Raw genomic sequence first — 15,941 nt, forward strand, 5'->3', positions numbered from 1 at the left:
CAGGCCTGGGGCATCACCCCCTAGACTTTCATCATTGGAGCATCACCATGGCATCACTGAACCGCGCGACCCTCATCGGCAACCAGGGCAAGGACCCGGAGATCCGCTACACCCCGGATGGCGCCGCCGTCTGCAACGTGTCGATTGCCACGACCAGCACCTGACGCGACAAGGCCAGCGGCGAGCGCCGCGAAGAAACCGAATGGCACCGCGTCGTCTTCTACGGCCGTCTGGCCGAGATCGCCGGCGAATATCTGAAAAAGGGCCGCACCGTGTTTGTGGAAGGGCGACTGAAAACCCGCAAATGGCAGGACAAGGACAGCGGCACCGACCGCTACAGCACCGAGATCATCGCCGACCAGATGCAGATGCTGGGTGGCCGGGATGACGGCCAGGCAGGAGAGGTGAAGGCAGCGGGAAGCCGAGCGAAGGGACGTCGTGGGCAGGCCCAAGTTTCGGCTTCTGCGGCTGGATCCGCCGCGCTGGAGGAGTCGGATATTCCATTTTGAAAATCGCAAGGTCCCGGCTGGGTGATCCTGGTCGGGTTCTGCATGACACCCTGGCCCGGCTTTGTCCGGGCCTTGTTGCGTTCTGGTCTGTGGTGTTTGCGGGCTGCTGCTGTGTGCCTGGTGATGGCCATTCTGGATCCGTCCTGTGCATCCTGTGGCCTGCCTGGTGCTGATCCCTGGCCCCGTTCCCAGGCTTCGCCTGGGGCCCTGTACTGTGACGCTGCCTGCCCGGTTTCCGGTCAGGCTGGGCCGTTCAGTCCCCAAATTCGCTACGCTCATTTGTGGCCTTAAACGTCCCACACATGACGCACCCCTGGTGGGGTGAGGAAAGGCTTTGTGGATCAATGGCTTGCTGGAAGCAGGCCGGTTTTGGTGATGTAGGACAGATAGGGCACTGGAATGGTGCGAACCATTGATCCGGCGGGGAGAGCGGCGGCCACGGCTGTGGCCGAATGACGTGTAGACATTCTGATCAGGGCAAGAAGTTTCATTTTGGAGGCATGCCGGATACACCACGAATACAAACCAGATACGCGACGGAGCCAGAGCGGCTACAGCTTCAGGACGGGATAAGGATACTTCGGAGGCGATTAGGGGCCATCCTGAGGTCTTCCAGCATACGGTTTGAGTGCAGAAGGGCGTCAACTGATCTCCATTGAAGGTTCTGACTCCTTTTCGAGGGCAGCATCAGGCTCCTGTGGGTGCAGGGTAGGGCTTTCGACTTGCGCCGGTGCCAGGTCATGCGCCAGCCCCTTGACCCCCAGCCGATCCACCCGCTCGGGCAGTTTGTCGGCATCATCCGTGAACACCACGACCTCATGCCGCTCGCGCGAGATGCTGACGTAGTACGTATCCTGGGCCGTGGTGCGGCTGAAACTTTCCGCGTTGTACAGCACCCGGTCGCAGGTCAGACCCTGGGCGCTGTGCGCCGTGGTGGTGTAGGCGTAGTCCAGGTGCAGCGGTTGATCGGTGGGCAGGGTGATGTGGCGACCGCTTGTCTCAATAGTGACGGTGGTGGCCTCGATGCCGACGACCCGAGCCAGTTGACCGTTGACCATGTCATATTGTGCATCATTGCGCGTGATGCGCACCTGGTCGCCCACGGACAGTTCGGATTCGTTCAGGTGATAGACCGAGAGCTTGCCTATGGTGCGGGGGATGATTTCGATGGGCTCAAGGTTTGATGCGCCTGGATTCGCCGCCTCCACCGTGATGCAATCATGGCGGGGCATGCCGGTCACCCGGTACAGTTCGCCACGCTTCAGGCCGCACTGGTAATCACGTTCCGGCACGACGATGTCGCCCACGGTGTAATACCGGGCGACGCTACGCTCGGCCCGTGTGGTGTCGTGGCGGGCAAGCAGCTGGCAGCGTTGGCCCTTGCCCTCCAGCCCACGCAGGGCGTGGATGTGGGCATTGATCGCTTGGCGCGAGGCGTTGGTGCCAGTCACGACGATGGTGCTGGCCTGTTGATCGGCAGGCAGCCCCACATAAGCCTGGGCGATGGCTTCGTATCGGGCCGAGCTGTCGCGGGTCTTGTTGCCGTGTTCATCAACGCTGAACTGATCCGGGATAGTCAGTACTCGATCCAGTAAGGGTAAGGAGCGGCTGGCCTGGCCCTGGGCGGCCAGTTGTACGGCTTGCCGCAGCCGCTCGGATCGCTGGCGCTGGATGTCGCCCATGAGCACGGTCTTCATGGCGTGTTCTTGCAGCATGGCAAAGGCGCGGCCCGCCTCGATGGCCTTGGTCTGGGCCGTATCGCCCAGCAGCACCACCTTCGCGCCGGTGGGCTGGATGAGCGCCAGGAGCTTATCCATCTGGCGCACGGGCACGACCCCGGCCTCGTCGATCACCACCACGGTCTGCGGGCTCAGTTGGCTGGTGAAGGGGCGCTTGTCGCGGGCAGTCAGGACCGAGGCCACGGTATTGGCGGGCACGCCATCCTTGCGCAGATTGCGAACCATGCCGCCATAGGGGGCGAGCGCCACCAGGCTGTGGCCCTGCTGCTGCAGGATGGCCTGGGCGTTTTGCAGGGCAAAGGATTTGCCAGTGCCCGCCAGGCCCTGGATGCCGGCAATCTGGTCGGTGTCGCTGGCAATCAGCATCACGGCTTCGCGCTGGCCTGGGGTCAGGCGCTCATCCAGACCGGCCTCGGTCACGGTGCTGGCGATGGGGGCCTGCCAGGCACGGCGGCCGCTGGCCTCGGCAGCCAAGATGCGGGATTCGGCCTCATAGGCCTTGCGGGTGGCGTAGCGCGGGCTTTCTATCAGGAGCCGCCCTTGGGTGATGGCCTGATCAACCAGCTGCAGGGCTGCACCCTGCGAGACCCCGCGCAGGTGCACGACCTCAGCCGCCCAGCCGTCGCGGGTCATGGGCGCTGCCTTTATGTCCTGTGTGCTGCGATAGTGTGGGGCTTCCTGGATCAGCGCCCCTGCCTGTACCCGTGACTGGATGGCCGACTGGATGGCGGTGACATCCGTATGACCGCCCGCGTGGCGCACGGCACTTTGCAGCAGATCAGCCAGCGGCATGACGGATTCGCGCTCTGCCAGGTGCTGGATCGCCCAGTCCAGCGATGCCTGGGCCACCAGATCGGAAGTTCTGCTGGTTTCCTGCCGTGGCGGGATGGTCGCCTGCAGGCCTGCCTGGTCAAACCGCATACCGATGGCTTGGGCGGCTGCCTGCCATTGTTGCTGCAGCTCGACTCGGCTGTAGGCCTGGGTCTTCTGCTGCCGGTGGGCGAGGGTGATGCCCTGGCGCAGGGCGTGCGGGGCCTGATCGCGGCTGGTCCCGCGTGCAGCCAGCTCTGCTGTGATGCCCGCGCTGCGCTTGCTGAAAAATTCGATCTCTTCCCGGCTGATGTGGGCAAGCTCGATGTGGTTCTTTTCGTGGCGCACGGCATAGCCCAGTGCCCGGACATTGCGCTCCAGCGTCGCCTGGTAGATGGAGTCCGTCACCCGCAGCAACTGGAAGATCTGTTCGTTGGACAGCGCCACCCATTGGCCGTCAGCCCGCTGCGTCAGGTTCATGAGCAGCGCGTGGACGTGCAGATGCGGGTCCGGTGCAGCGTCCTCCGTGGGCCGGGCCGTTTCGTGGCGAAACTTGGCGATGATGAGATTGCCCGTATGCTCCACCCGCGACTTGCCGTTCTCTTTCCTGCGGCCCATGGTCAGGTGTTGCTCGACATAGGCCAGCGCCGTAGCCACGGCATCATCATTGGCTTGGATCAGGCGCTCGTCGCCCCCGATCAGGGCCTGCAGCGTGATGCTTTTGGGCGCACCGAAGGTCAGGTCCAGCGCCGCGCGGGCCTTGGCGTCCTTGCGCACGGATTGACTGGCCGTGATGCCATGGCCGAAATCACCCTGCAGCATGGCCTTGAAGCGGGCGGGATCGATGGCCCCGACCGCGCCCAAGCGTCGGGCACCATCGCCTTGCCAGGTCGCGGCGCTGCCGTCTCGGCTGTAATAGTCGTCGGCCTGCTCGGCATAGTAGTGGGTCGCAAGGGCCGCACGGGCCCGATAGATCTGGCTGTGCGAGATCATGGGGTGCTCCGGGAAGTGGGGGTGGTAAAAGATCAGCCAGCAGGCGCGAAAGGCGTGCCGATGCTGGCTGTTGGGGAAAAGGGCAGGGGGATTACACAGGGTTTTCCACAGGAATTGTGGATGGCTGCTGATGGCCCAAGTGGACATAAGTTACATTAGGTATGGCGAGTGCAGGTAGGGAGCCCGACTATGATTCAATTGCCGCCTTTGGTGGTAAATATACCGTTCTCGAAAGGGCGGATACGGCATGTCTTGCGACCGGCTGCCCAAGTCCAAGTCCTAGAGCGAAGTGAAGAACGGATTACATCGAGAACCACGTTGCCGGTTTTACATTTAGCGAGCGGTGAGCGAGTGCTTGTGACTTCGCGACCTAGCATTGCTCGCCCAGTTAACGTGGATGGTGTCTTGAGGGAACGTCCAGAAGGTGGCTATCAGTGGAAGAGTCATCGGTTGCTCGAGGAATTTGATGCGATGGTTATGCGGGACGGTTGGTCCCGTGTTGCCAGAGAAATTACTGGCTCTTGGATCGGACGACTTTCCTTTCGGTCCGAAATTAAACAGCAAGATGGAACCGTACAGCCGGGGCAGGAAGGTTTAAGGCCACCGCAACTGGGCGCATTGCATGCGATTGGGGCGCACTGGAGCCTGGAACACCAGCCAGCAACGGTCGTAATGCCGACCGGAACTGGAAAGACAGAGACCATGCTGGCGACTCTCGCAGCCTTTGGCAAGGCGCCGCTGTTGGTGGTGGTTCCGTGGGATTCTCTTCGTACTCAGACTGTGCATAAATTCCTGACCTTCGGGTTGCTCAGAAAACTGAAGGTACTACCAGAAGTAGTACAAAATCCTATTGTTGGGATCATCAACAGACGTCCGCAAACGATTGAGGATCTTGAACTGGTCGACGCATGCAATGTCGTGGTGGTCACTGCGAGCGCCATCGGTGTGGGCACGGAAAGTGCAATCCTTGATGCGTTGGCGCAGAAGTGTGGGGCACTCATCCTAGACGAAGCTCACCATGTGCCGGCGACCAATTGGTCGCGTGTCAGGGAGGCATTTAAGAACGTTCCTATCCTCCAGTTCACGGCGACGCCATTCAGGCGAGATGGGAAACTCGTCGATGGGAAGGTCATTTTTAACTACCCGCTTGGCCATGCCCAGCGAGATGGGTACTTCAAGCCAATCCGGTTCGAACCCGTCTACGAAGTTCGCGGCGCTGCGTGGGCAGATCAGGTGATTGCCAAGGTGGCCATTCAGCAGCTTCGGGAGGACTTGGCGGCTGGATATGACCATCTGCTCATGGCTCGGTGCGAGAATATCGGGCGGGCTGAGGTCGTGGAACAGATCTATCGAAAGCTCGCTCCAGACCTGGAGCCCCTCCTCATTCACTCAGAGAGCCATGGCGCTGATACCAAGATAGAGGAGTTGAAAGCGGGCCGATCGAAGATCGCGGTCTGCGTCAATATGCTTGGGGAGGGGTTCGATCTTCCTAGCCTGAAGGTGGCGGCTGTTCACGATATGCATCGCAGCCTGGCCATCCTTCTGCAGTTTACCGGCCGGTTTACCCGTGTCGCAGGCAAGAATATCGGTGATGCTACCGTTGTCGCAAATATTGCCGATTCCAGGGTTTCTGGTGCGCTAGAACGCCTGTATAGCGAAGACGCCGACTGGAATAAATTGCTGAGCGAACTTAGCTCAGAAGCAGCACAAGAACATGCGGAACTGATCGAATTCCTTCAGTCATCGCAAAGACTGGATAAGTCAGCAGACGATGAAGTTTCTATCTCGCACCAGTTGCTCCGCCCGATCTTTAGTACGGTGGCCTATCGCGTAGCGAAATTCGCTCCCGCTAGGTTTCATAATGGCCTCGGAAAGGATCGTCATGTTCATGCAGTTTGGCTGCATGAGCAGACCAAGACCTTGTACTTCGTGACAAGGAAGGAGCCGCGCTTGCGCTGGATGCAGTCGAAAGAAGTTCGTGATCGGGAATGGGCTCTCTTCGTGCTGCATCACGATGAGGATGCAGGGCTTTTATTCCTGTCGTCAACAGATCACGGATCCATGTTCCAGGAATTGGCTCAGGCAGTGTCCGACGAGGTTGCCCTGATCAGCGGAGAACAAGTATTCCGGTCACTCGGCCGAATAAACCGGCTGATGTTCCATAGCTTGGGTGTGAAGAAACATGGAAGGCGAAATCTGAGCTTTGCCATGTACACAGGTGCGGATGTAGCGGAGGCGCTTGGGGTTTCCGAGCGAGCTGGTTCCGTCAAGAACAATGTCAGCGGAACAGGCTGGGAGGGGGGAAGCAAGATCGCGATTGGGTGCTCATACAAAGGACGCGTATGGTCGAGAGAACAAGGTTCTATTCCTTCGCTTGTCCGTTGGTGCAAGGCAGTTGGTTCGAAGCTCGTGGACGATACGATTAACGTTGCCAATATTATTGCTAACGTCCTGATTCCGGAAGAGGTCGACAGACTGCCAGATGCAACAGTACTCGCTGTAGAGTGGCCGGCAGAACTGTTGGGTATATCGGAGGAACGGGTTGTATTCACAGTCGGAAATGAGGAATGGCCGCTATACCTGCTCGACCTCAAGCTTCGTGAGAGGGAAGGGAACGTCGTGCAGTTTGTACTTGGCACGGACGACTATCCTGAGTTCGCCGCCTTTGCATTGACGATTGGAGGCGAACACGGTTTTCAGGTTCGCCAGACAGAGGGGGATGTGCTGTCGATCAAGATCGGGAATCACGACTACCGTGCGTCGGAGTATTTCAGCTTTTATCCGCCTTTGATTCGCTTTGTGGATCTTTCTGAGTTGGATGGAAATCTCCTGATCAAGCCCCAGGATCCACGAGAACTGGCACTTAATGAAAAGCAGTTCGAAGTATGGGATTGGCAGGGGGTGGATATGACGGTGGAGTCGCTCTGGCGAAACGGACAGGTGTGCAGAAACTCGATTCAATGGAAAGCTGCGCAACATTTCGTCCACGGTGGCTTCGACGTGGTGTTCGACGACGATGGTGCGGGTGAAGCGGCAGATTTAGTTTGCCTCAAGGAGGAGCCAGATCGTATTCGACTTGTGTTGATCCACTGCAAATTTTCGGGAGGTTCGACGCCTGGAGAACGCGTGAAGGATGTGGTGGAGGTCTGCTCACAGGCTGTGCGCTCTGCAAAATGGAAATGGCGGTTCAGGGACCTTGGCCAACATATCAACAGCAGAAATCTGAAATTGGCGAATACTGCAGTTAGAACCAGCCGGTTTCTCGCCGGCAGTTCGGTGGAGTTGAACAATATTGTGAAGGCCTATCGGTTCAAACGGGTCGATGCGGAGATACTCGTGGTTCAGCCGGGGCTCTCATTGGAAAACCGGACGGCTGACCAGAACATGGTTATTGCCGCTGCCGCCACGTTCCTAAAAGAAACTATTGGATGTGACCTTGGGGTTATTTGCAGCGCGTAGCAGATCGATGGTGTTTTTCTAAGAACTTGAGTGCGCTAGATGTCCTCTTGGCCGGTCCTGTGGTCATTCTTCGTCTCGAAATGCCGCTGTCTGGTTGCCAAAATCCTGAAATGGCATTCTGACTCTCGCAACCGGCAAATTCCCCGCCAGGGCCGCATACCCCTCCAGCACCGGCAGCGCCTGAATCTGCGCCGGTGTCACCACATCCTCAACTGTCCGATCCATATTATCGGACGTATTCCGATGATCGACACTGCGGCTGACGCTGTATTTTGGCCGCTCGACCTCGTGTTTGCCAAGGCTTTCGCTCATGTCGCGGGCGGTCTGCGGGTCGGTACGGGATCCGCCCAACACGACCAGGTTGCGGAAACTCGCCCGGATGGTGGTGGCCATCGTCCTGCCGTACAGGTGTTCCAGCTGGGATGTGCTCTGCAGGCCAGCCACGATGCGCAGCCCATTTTTGCGGCCTTTGGTGAGCCCCGCTTCCAGTGATGGCAAGGCTTCCAGGCTGGCCAACTCGTCGATGAAGAGCCACCAGCGCCTGCCGGTGCCTTCGGGCATGGACAGAATCGAAGTGATGAAGACATCGGCCCAGGACGACACCAGGGGCCGCATGGAGCTCATCATGTCTTCGCGCCAGTTGATGTACAGGTTTCCGCCGCCCGGCCTGTCCAGCCAGTCACGGATGGAGAAGGGGCCGGGCTTCATGCTGGTGTGTTCCGACAACTTGTTGGAGAGCACAAACCGGGCCGATGACAGGGCTTTGGTGGCTTCGCTGGAGCCGACGAATAGGGATTCAGCCAGGGTGCCTTCCAGGAATTGCTTCAACACCTTGGGATCCTCGATGGTGCACAGCCGAAACAGATCCATGATGCTGGCGTCCGTCCCCTGCAGCTGGTGCAGCTTCTTGGCGGTTTCGCGCAGCAACAGCCGCCCGAAGTCGTTCCACTCCTCGGCGTTCTTGTCCTGGCTCATGGGCACTAGGGAATGCGCCAGGCGCTTCCAGTCGTAGTCGGCGCGGACTTCGTTGAAGAAGGACCAGCCCTCGCTTCTGGCGTCGTAGGGGTTGAGGATCACGTCGCCGGGTTGCCAGAATTTGCTCAGCAGATCGCCGTTGGGGTCGATCACGATCATGCGGTCATTGCGCATGGGCGGTTGGCCGGTCAGGTGGTGACGATGCGTGCGTGATCGCGCCAGCACGGACGCCGCCATATTGCGCAGCAGCACCGACTTGCCGGACCCCGTGGCACCGCTCACCAGCAGGTGCAGGTTTTCGTTCGCTGTGGGCATGGGGATGCCTGCTACATCGATCTGCTGCTTGCCGGGTTCTGTGCAGAGCTTTGCCAGGTGTTTGGCCGTGGTCATGCGGGTGCCGCGCACGAAACGCTTGTAGGCGGCCCCCTCGAAACCTTCGGTTTTCGCGGTGCGGCCGACAAAGAGAATCAAGGCCAGGGCCAGCACCAGGCCTACGCCTAACGCCCCGTAGAGCAGGGGATAACCAGGGGTGAGCTTCACGAAATGCCAGGCCATCTGTCGATCCCAGTCGCGCCAGGCGATGCCGCTACCGTAGGTGGCAGCGGTCATCCAGGCCCCGATGGGAAAGAGCGTCAGAGAAAAGGCGGCGATACGCCGCCGAGTGATGGGGGAGATCAGGGTAGACATGGGTACCTTCCTGGAATCAGGGGATCAGCCACTGGCCCAGCGCCAGACCTGCCAGTAACCCGCCCAGCACACCGGCGGCACCGCCAATGATCACGGCGATGACCGTCATGCGCCGGGCAGCATGGTGCGTGATGCGGGCGCACTGGGCTGCCTCCAGGGCCAGGTGATCCAGTCGGGTGCCAGTCGCGTCCAGCATGGCCTGGATGGCCTGCTGGTGCTGCTGGTGGATGGGCTTGGCGGTGGCTTCCAGCGAGGTTGTGAGATGGCGGACCAGTTGCTGGGGCAGGACCTGCTGGGTGTCGGCCACGGCCTGGATTTGCTGTTGGGCAGCATCCAGGCTTGTGCTGACGGTTTCCAGCCGATCCACAAGGCTGGCGACTTCGCCCAGCACGTCGTGGTACAGCAGATCCAGCTTCGTGCGGGCATGACCCGGGGCCGGGCCTGAGGTATGGGGCGCGTCCATGGCGGGATCAGGCAAAAAGCGCCGCAAAAGCTGCATTCATCTGCCGATCCACGGGCTGGGCCAGGGCGCGCAAGGCGTGTCGGTTGCTCAGCTGGGAAATCCGCGCGTGATCGCTGCGGTCAGCGGCCTTCAAGAGCGCCCGGTAGTCCGTCTGGTCGGCCAACACGTCGGCAAGCGTCGTGCGCAGATCGGCCAGCAGCTCGAAGACTTCGTTCTCGTAGATGGCGGCTTTGGGGTTCGCCTGCACTTCGCCGGTCTTCGCTGCATAGGCCAGGATCGAGGGGAATTCATCCTCGACACTGGACTCGACCCGGTTAAACAGGATGCGCACGCGCTCCGGATCCACACCCAGCTCGGCCAGAGCAGCCACGGTCTTGATGGTTTCGCGCTGGGCCTTGCCGGTGTTGATGACGGGCAGCACGAAGTAGTTCATCTCTTCGTGCGCACCCTCGTAGCGCATCATGTGGGTCAGGAAGTCCTCGATGTTGCTGGCGCCCACATCCACGATGGCATCGTCACGGGTCAGCAGTTCTCGAAAGAGCCTGCCGAAGTGTTCGCCGCGCAGCTGATCGACTGCCAGGCCCAGGTCCGCACCAGTTTCGTTGGTGGACTCCACCGCAAAGATCTGGGCCCCGTTCATGCGGGGGGCCAGCAGGTGAGAGGCGACGACGGTCTTGCCGACCGATCCGGTGTAGTTCAGGACTGCGACTTTCATGGGGTTATTCCTTGTCGTGTTGGATTTCGGTGTCTTGTGATGCCTTGGCCCGGTTGGCCAGGCCTTCGCGGCGCAGGGCATCGAGGTCGATGCGCATGTCGCGGATCTTGCGTAGATCCCCTGGGGTCTGGATGCGGCTGGGTCGCCCCTGGATGGCATCCAGTGGCGGGGTGGGTTTGGCGGCGGGTGTCGTGTTGGGCTCGACTGCGGGTGTGGTGGTTGCCTGACTTGCTTCTTCAGCGGCCAGCCGCCTGGCCTTGCGCCAGCGGCGCAGCGTGGTGATGTAGGTGTTGCGCTGCACCGGCAGGTCTGCGGCGGCCAGATCCTCCATGATGGCGGCGTGTGGTACGCCTGCAGCCACCTGGGGTTCGATGAGCGGGTAGAGCGCCCGCAGTTTCGCGGCCTGGCGCAGGCGCGGATCCAGGCTTTCCAGCACGGCACGATAACGAGCGATGGGATCGGGTTTGAGCGGGTTGTCAGTCATGAAAGGCCTTGGGTGAGGATTCAGTGGTGCAGGGCCGGCAGCACGGCGGCTTGCTTGCCGTCCAGCCAGGCCAGGCCTGCGGCGTGGGCTTCGTCGTAGGCGCATTGATCGTCGGCAAAGCGCACGGACTGGCCACGGGCGGGGAAATGCCCGCAGCCGACTTCCTGGTTGTGATCGAGCAGGCGCAGCAAGTAGCCTTCGCCGTCGCCTTCACGCGGCACGATCTCGAACGAAAAGCGCAGCCGGGCCTGGGCCAGCTCCATCTGGAACTGCCGGGCAACCGTCGGGATGCGGGCGGCCCAGTCGCCACCGATGCGATCCAGCGCGTCGGCGATGCCGTAGCCGCGCTCCTGCAGCCAGTCGCTGCGATCCAGCACCAGGGCGGCGGTCAGCGCTTCGCCAAGGCTCAGTGCGCCGATGCCTTCACGGGCTGCCCGATGAGCGATGGCGAGCAGCCGGGTGTCGAGATTTGCATGTGGGTTCTGGGACATGAGAACTCCTGGCCCTGCAGGTTCAGGGCGGTGATGGGGGGATGGGTGAGGTGTGGCCCGAGTGGGCAGATGTCGATCACTTGCTGACCGATGCAGCCGTTCAAACGGCTGCGCTGCGTGGCAGGCTGAGATGGCCTGGGGATGAGGCGATCAGGTTGGACGGCAGATGGACTTATCCACAGACCGCTTCTGGTAGAAATAAGGTAGAAGAAAGGTAGAGCATGATTTGGACGGCTGGAAACCCGCATGAATGCTGCGTTTCAGTACTTGCACTCGCCTTCTTATTACGACGAAAACGCCTTCTTATTACGATAAGGCGCCTTGTTATTACGATGCGCCCGCCTTCTTATTACGATGGTCGTGGTCGCTTATCCACAGGCTCATTTCGGTCGATTTTTGGTCCTGGTTTCAGGCTTTCGAGCGCCTTGTTATTACGATGCTGACCGGCCGTTATTTCGGACCCAGCTGGCCACTTCCCGGCCTTTTTCCAGTCCGATCTGGGGGCCGGCGATCAAGTTCAGATCTGTCAGTTCTTCCAGTGCCTTGAGCAAGGCGGCACGGAAATTTCTCAGATGTCCGGTGTGATGCGCACGATCCTTCAGCCACTGCAGGCTGTAGCGCTGCTGCGTGTCGGCGGAGGTGGCGATCAGGCGTTGCAGGCTGCGGGCGAGATTGCCGCGCAGTTTCTGGCGCGTCTCCCAGTCGATCAGGGCATATTCCCGGTTGCCGAAGATCTGTGCCCAGCGTGGGTCGATGACCAGGGTGTAGACGCCGTCTGCGTAGTCAAAGCCGCCCATCATGGGCAGTACCCGGCAGGCCGGATGCATGCCGAAGCTGTATTTGGCCGAGCCATCCGGCCGCCTGGCTTCGATGCACAGGGTAAAACGGGCCAGATCCTTCATGCCTTCGTGCAACCACTGGTAGCTGGCCCCACTGGTATTGCGCCCGATCCCGCGCAGGAAATCCGCGCGGTTCACGATGAGCTGTTGGCCTGCGGGGCAGGTGGCTTGCAGGTACATGGCGTGCATCCAGATGTCGGCATGGTCTTCGGATAACTGTTCGCCACTGCCCGTGATCTGAATGTTGCGTGCGGACAGAAAGACGGTTTCCTTGTGCATGATGCTGGCCCCGCGCCGGATGGGGGCGAAGATGCCAGAGCGGGCGATATGGTTGGGGATGGCACGGGAGGTTTCGGAAATACCGGGCACGATGAAGGGCCGGATATCGAGCCCTGCGGTGGGTGACTGAGCTTTGGCTTCTGCTGCTTTACGGTGGGCAAAGCGCATGGCGTCTTCAAGGCGCTTGGCTGCGGCAGCTGGGGATCGGGTCAGGTGGCTGGTGTGGGTCAGCATGGGAAATACTCCAGACAGGCCCGTAGAAGGCCTGCCTGGTCGTGTGCAGCGCCTCACACGGGTACAGGGGGATATGGCCAGCAGACGGGGCTGCGTGGCCGTGGATGAATGAATGGACGGTAGGCACCACTGGCCAATGCCAGGCGGTGTTGAATCCTTATCGGTGGGGACTGTGTCACCCAGGCCCAAGCCGTCGCGGCTCGAACCACAGTTCCTTCAACCGGAACCGCTCGAAATACAGCACGATGTCCACGGTCTGGCGCAGGAAGGCCTGGATGGTAGCCAGGTTCAGATTGCCGCCCGTGGGCGATTGCTTGATGAGCACGGCCAGCCGGTCGAACGTGTCGGCTGCGCTGTTCGCGTGCGTGGTGGTCACCGACCCCGGGTGACCGGTGTTCAGCGCGGCCAGGTAGTCCCAGGTCTCGGGGCCGCGCAGCTCGGCCAGAAAAATTCGGTCCGGGGACAGGCGCATGCAGGCGGCCAGGCTGTCGGTGGCCGACACGCGGCCCCGCGTGCCGCCATACATGAGGTGGATGCAGTTGCGGTGGCGTGGCAGGATGAGCTCATGCACGTCCTCGATGGTGATGAGCCGTTCATCGACGGGCACGCGGTCGATGAGCGACCGGGCAAAGGTGGTCTTGCCCGAGCCCGTAGCGCCGGCTACGACCAGGTTCTTGCGCGCCTGGATGGCCGCGTGCAGGAAGGCAGGGATGTCGCCTGTGGATTTGAGCGCTATCAGTTCTTGGTCGATGTCAGACAAACTGCCTGCGGTGCACGCCGCTGCCGTGTCCGCCACCGATTCAAAAGCCCCCTGGGCCTGCAGTTCATCGAGCGTAAAGGCCGCCTGGGTGTGCTTGCGGATGTTGATGGCCATCGTCCCGTCCAGGCAGGCTGGGGGCTGCACGATCTGGCCGCGTTCGCCGCCCGGCAGCAGCACCGACAGAATTGGTGCTTTGGCCATGTGGTTGTAGGCCGCCAGGGCCGTGGCCAGGGCTTCCAGATGCGGGTAGGTCAGCATCTCGCACTCGTGCAGCAGCCAGGTCCCACGGATGCGGGTGTAGAGCTCACCTGCCCGCACGATGGCGATCTCGGTGACTGCGGGATCGGCCAGGTGGGGGGCGAGCGGCCGCAAAAAGGTCTTGACCGCAATCGCCCGGTCAAAGGGCAGCGGCTCAGGGGATGGGTTCAAGGTCATAGACTTGGCTGAAGTCCAGGTCACGCGCGACCATGATGCCGATGCGTGTGCCCTGGTTCTTGTAGAGGGTGGGAGGGATGTCGAGCGACTTTTCCAGGATCTTGGCCACAACTTCCTGGCCGCCTTCTCGGGTGTTATCGAACCGGATGTTGTTGCTGCCGGACTGCCCCTGATTGGCCGCCCAGCTGCCGAAGTCACCGACCAGTGAGAGCAGGATGGCATTGCCAAAGCGCTGCCAGAAATGATTGTCGATATGGCCATCCAGGCCAGCTTCGCCCAAGGGTCCCGTACCCGGTGACCCGAGGTTCACGATGACGCCTGCTGGAGTTTCCAGCCGGTTCCAGGTGACAAAGGCGCGGGCTTGGCCCTGCACGATACCGCCGGACTGATAGCCTGTGAATTTGGTGCCGGCGTCGATCAGTTTCACCTTGCCATTGGTGCTCATCACGTCGTGGGTGGCGAGGCACGTCAACAGCCCTGCCTGGGTGCTGACCAGCTTGGTCTGCAGCGTGCAGTCGATCATGGTGCCCTGGGTGAGCAGAAAATTACGGTCGCTCAGTTGACCTGCGACAGACGGAGCGAGCTCCAGGGGCCGCAGCTTGTCGGCAAGCGGCCCGGCATCGGCCAATGGCCCGCCGGGCCCCGAGGGGTGGCTGGCTGCAGCGCTTCCATCGGCAGCACCGGCATTCAAGGGACTGGCCAGCCTGCGCTGGGCGACTTCATCGACGGGCGGTGGTGCGGCAGGCATGGGAGGCGGCACATAGTAGGTGCGGCTTGGCTCTGCTGCTGGAGGCGGTGCTTCTGGCTTGATTGCTGGGGCAGGGCGCTCGACCTTGGGGGCTGTCAGGCGGTTGGTGATGCCGCTTTGATCGGCCTCCAGGCCGGTGGCGCCGGCCTTCTCGGTATCGCGGCTCCAGGCCTTCACCAGCACGCCTGCGGCGACCGCAAAGGCCACGAGGATGGTGAGCCACAGAAAGGCCCGAGCGCCGCGCGGGGTGCTGCGCCCGGTCGCGCTCAGATCCAGGGGATCGCGCTCCAGCTTCGGGTGATGGTGGCCAGGATTGTCCGGTTGGCCCGCTTGGTCAGGGGTGTTGGCCGCATCGTTCAGCGGCCCGCCGTATGGTTCACGGTTCATGGGGTATTCCTTGCTGGGCTCACTTCTCGAACCCGGAAAGAGGGTACGGGCATGCCCGAGGACTGGCTGCTTACTGCCTGTGATTCGACCGACTTGGGCCGCGAAGACTGGCCCTTGACCCGCCGCTTGACCGTCGGCGATGTCGTCCCGGTATGCGCCGGTGGCGGTGTTGCACCATAGGTTTCGTTGTGAATGGCGAGCACCAGATTGCCCAGGCGCAGATGCCACAGAGCCGAAGTGCGGTGCAGCACCAGGGTGCGGTCGTCGGCCATATGGAAGTTGGTAATGACTTCCTGGCCGTCGGGTGTCACCCGATAGGCCGCCGGGATGTCTGCGCCAGGGGCAAATTGCAGCCAGGTCTGGCGGCCATCGTCCCAGGCGTGGACTGGGGCAATCGCCGCGTCGCCACTGCGGGTGTAGGCCAGCCAGTTCACAGGGCCTTCCACGGTTTGCAGTGCCTGCTGGACAGCAGCCTTCTGGGCAGCCTGGTCGCGCTTGCGGGCTTCAGCGTCTGGGTACCGGATGACCAGCTTGTAGAGGGCCGGGGCATCGCGGCTATCGCTGTAGGACAACCGAAAGCTGTAATCGCGCTGGTCGGTCACCACGATCAGGTTGGTGTTCGCCTTCTCGGCCGTGGGCTTGAAAAACAGGTGATTGTCCTTGTAGGTGAAGGCATAGGCGCTGCTGTCACCAAAGACGTGATAGACGTAGCGTTCGTCTGGGGCCAGCACGATGTGGGTGGCCACACCGATCACGGCATCGAGCTGGATCACATCGGCGGCGTTGTAATTTACATAGCGCACGCGATGATCCAGACGCGAGGCTCTGGGGGTTTCCAGGGCCAGGGCAGGCGCTGAAAACGTCAGGCACAGCATCAGGGCCAGCGCCTGACGGCTGGGGAGGTGGTCAAACATGAGATTTCCTTCTGACGCAG

The 15,941-nt window shown here is 61.3% G+C and carries 11 protein-coding genes and 1 pseudogene; 2 read left to right on the top strand and 10 right to left on the bottom strand.

Annotation, left to right across the window (positions count from 1 at the left end):
• Nucleotides 1-47: 47 nt before the first annotated feature.
• A pseudogene (ssb, locus tag Q0263_RS11495) lies at nt 48-509 on the top strand (single-stranded DNA-binding protein).
• A gap of 641 nt (nt 510-1,150) precedes the next feature.
• On the opposite strand, the gene mobF reads toward ssb, so the two are convergent.
• Nucleotides 1,151-4,051 carry a MobF family relaxase gene (gene mobF / locus Q0263_RS11500; protein ID WP_298016087.1) on the bottom strand — a complete coding sequence of 967 codons (2,901 nt, stop codon included), beginning with the start codon at nt 4,049-4,051 and terminating at the stop codon, nt 1,151-1,153.
• Between the two features lie 189 nt (nt 4,052-4,240).
• Between mobF and Q0263_RS11505 the strand changes: the two genes are divergently transcribed.
• The gene (locus Q0263_RS11505) at nt 4,241-7,510 is read left to right on the top strand and encodes a DEAD/DEAH box helicase family protein (RefSeq protein WP_298016088.1); all 3,270 of its coding nucleotides are present in this window, start codon (nt 4,241-4,243) and stop codon (nt 7,508-7,510) included.
• Between the two features lie 63 nt (nt 7,511-7,573).
• On the opposite strand, the gene Q0263_RS11510 is transcribed toward Q0263_RS11505, so the two are convergent.
• The 9 genes from Q0263_RS11510 to Q0263_RS11550 form a co-directional block, all read right to left on the bottom strand.
• Nucleotides 7,574-9,172, bottom strand: coding sequence for a type IV secretion system DNA-binding domain-containing protein (locus tag Q0263_RS11510; protein WP_298016089.1), 1,599 nt, complete (start codon nt 9,170-9,172; stop codon nt 7,574-7,576).
• Nucleotides 9,173-9,188: 16 nt separating this feature from the next.
• The gene (locus tag Q0263_RS11515; protein ID WP_298016091.1) at nt 9,189-9,635 is read right to left on the bottom strand and encodes a hypothetical protein; all 447 of its coding nucleotides are present in this window, start codon (nt 9,633-9,635) and stop codon (nt 9,189-9,191) included.
• A 7-nt stretch (nt 9,636-9,642) separates the two neighbouring features.
• A complete protein-coding gene (gene stbB, locus Q0263_RS11520; protein ID WP_298016093.1) occupies nt 9,643-10,350 on the bottom strand; it encodes a StbB family protein in 708 nt (235 codons plus the stop codon).
• A gap of 4 nt (nt 10,351-10,354) precedes the next feature.
• Nucleotides 10,355-10,834 (bottom strand): hypothetical protein, encoded by a 480-nt coding sequence (locus Q0263_RS11525; RefSeq protein WP_298016095.1) that lies wholly within the window; start codon nt 10,832-10,834, stop codon nt 10,355-10,357.
• Nucleotides 10,835-10,854: 20 nt separating this feature from the next.
• Nucleotides 10,855-11,325 carry a hypothetical protein gene (locus Q0263_RS11530; protein ID WP_298016097.1) on the bottom strand — a complete coding sequence of 157 codons (471 nt, stop codon included), beginning with the start codon at nt 11,323-11,325 and terminating at the stop codon, nt 10,855-10,857.
• A 431-nt stretch (nt 11,326-11,756) separates the two neighbouring features.
• On the bottom strand, nt 11,757-12,677 hold the full coding sequence (locus Q0263_RS11535; protein WP_298016099.1) for a TrfA: 921 nt from the start codon (nt 12,675-12,677) through the stop codon (nt 11,757-11,759).
• Between the two features lie 175 nt (nt 12,678-12,852).
• The gene (virB11, locus tag Q0263_RS11540) at nt 12,853-13,872 is read right to left on the bottom strand and encodes a P-type DNA transfer ATPase VirB11 (RefSeq protein ID WP_298016101.1); all 1,020 of its coding nucleotides are present in this window, start codon (nt 13,870-13,872) and stop codon (nt 12,853-12,855) included.
• On the bottom strand, nt 13,850-15,007 hold the full coding sequence (virB10, locus tag Q0263_RS11545) for a type IV secretion system protein VirB10 (RefSeq protein WP_298016103.1): 1,158 nt from the start codon (nt 15,005-15,007) through the stop codon (nt 13,850-13,852). The genes virB11 and virB10 overlap by 23 nt, the downstream gene beginning before the upstream one ends.
• Nucleotides 15,004-15,921, bottom strand: a complete 918-nt coding sequence (locus Q0263_RS11550; RefSeq protein ID WP_298016105.1) for a TrbG/VirB9 family P-type conjugative transfer protein — start codon at nt 15,919-15,921, stop codon at nt 15,004-15,006. The genes virB10 and Q0263_RS11550 overlap by 4 nt, the downstream gene beginning before the upstream one ends.
• Nucleotides 15,922-15,941 lie beyond the last annotated feature (20 nt).

The sequence above is a fragment of the uncultured Castellaniella sp. genome (genome assembly GCF_937988725.1).
GTDB lineage: Bacteria > Pseudomonadota > Gammaproteobacteria > Burkholderiales > Burkholderiaceae_B > Castellaniella.

Excerpts from the sequence above, each read along its gene's own strand:
- mobF (WP_298016087.1), bottom strand. The coding sequence starts at position 4,051 with ATGATCTCGCACAGCCAGATCTATCGGGCCCGTGCGGCCCTTGCGACC.
- Q0263_RS11505 (WP_298016088.1), top strand. The coding sequence starts at position 4,241 with ATGATTCAATTGCCGCCTTTGGTGGTAAATATACCGTTCTCGAAAGGG.
- Q0263_RS11510 (WP_298016089.1), bottom strand. The coding sequence starts at position 9,172 with ATGTCTACCCTGATCTCCCCCATCACTCGGCGGCGTATCGCCGCCTTT.
- Q0263_RS11515 (WP_298016091.1), bottom strand. The coding sequence starts at position 9,635 with ATGGACGCGCCCCATACCTCAGGCCCGGCCCCGGGTCATGCCCGCACG.
- stbB (WP_298016093.1), bottom strand. The coding sequence starts at position 10,350 with ATGAAAGTCGCAGTCCTGAACTACACCGGATCGGTCGGCAAGACCGTC.
- Q0263_RS11525 (WP_298016095.1), bottom strand. The coding sequence starts at position 10,834 with ATGACTGACAACCCGCTCAAACCCGATCCCATCGCTCGTTATCGTGCC.
- Q0263_RS11530 (WP_298016097.1), bottom strand. The coding sequence starts at position 11,325 with ATGTCCCAGAACCCACATGCAAATCTCGACACCCGGCTGCTCGCCATC.
- Q0263_RS11535 (WP_298016099.1), bottom strand. The coding sequence starts at position 12,677 with ATGCTGACCCACACCAGCCACCTGACCCGATCCCCAGCTGCCGCAGCC.
- virB11 (WP_298016101.1), bottom strand. The coding sequence starts at position 13,872 with ATGACCTTGAACCCATCCCCTGAGCCGCTGCCCTTTGACCGGGCGATT.
- virB10 (WP_298016103.1), bottom strand. The coding sequence starts at position 15,007 with ATGAACCGTGAACCATACGGCGGGCCGCTGAACGATGCGGCCAACACC.
- Q0263_RS11550 (WP_298016105.1), bottom strand. The coding sequence starts at position 15,921 with ATGTTTGACCACCTCCCCAGCCGTCAGGCGCTGGCCCTGATGCTGTGC.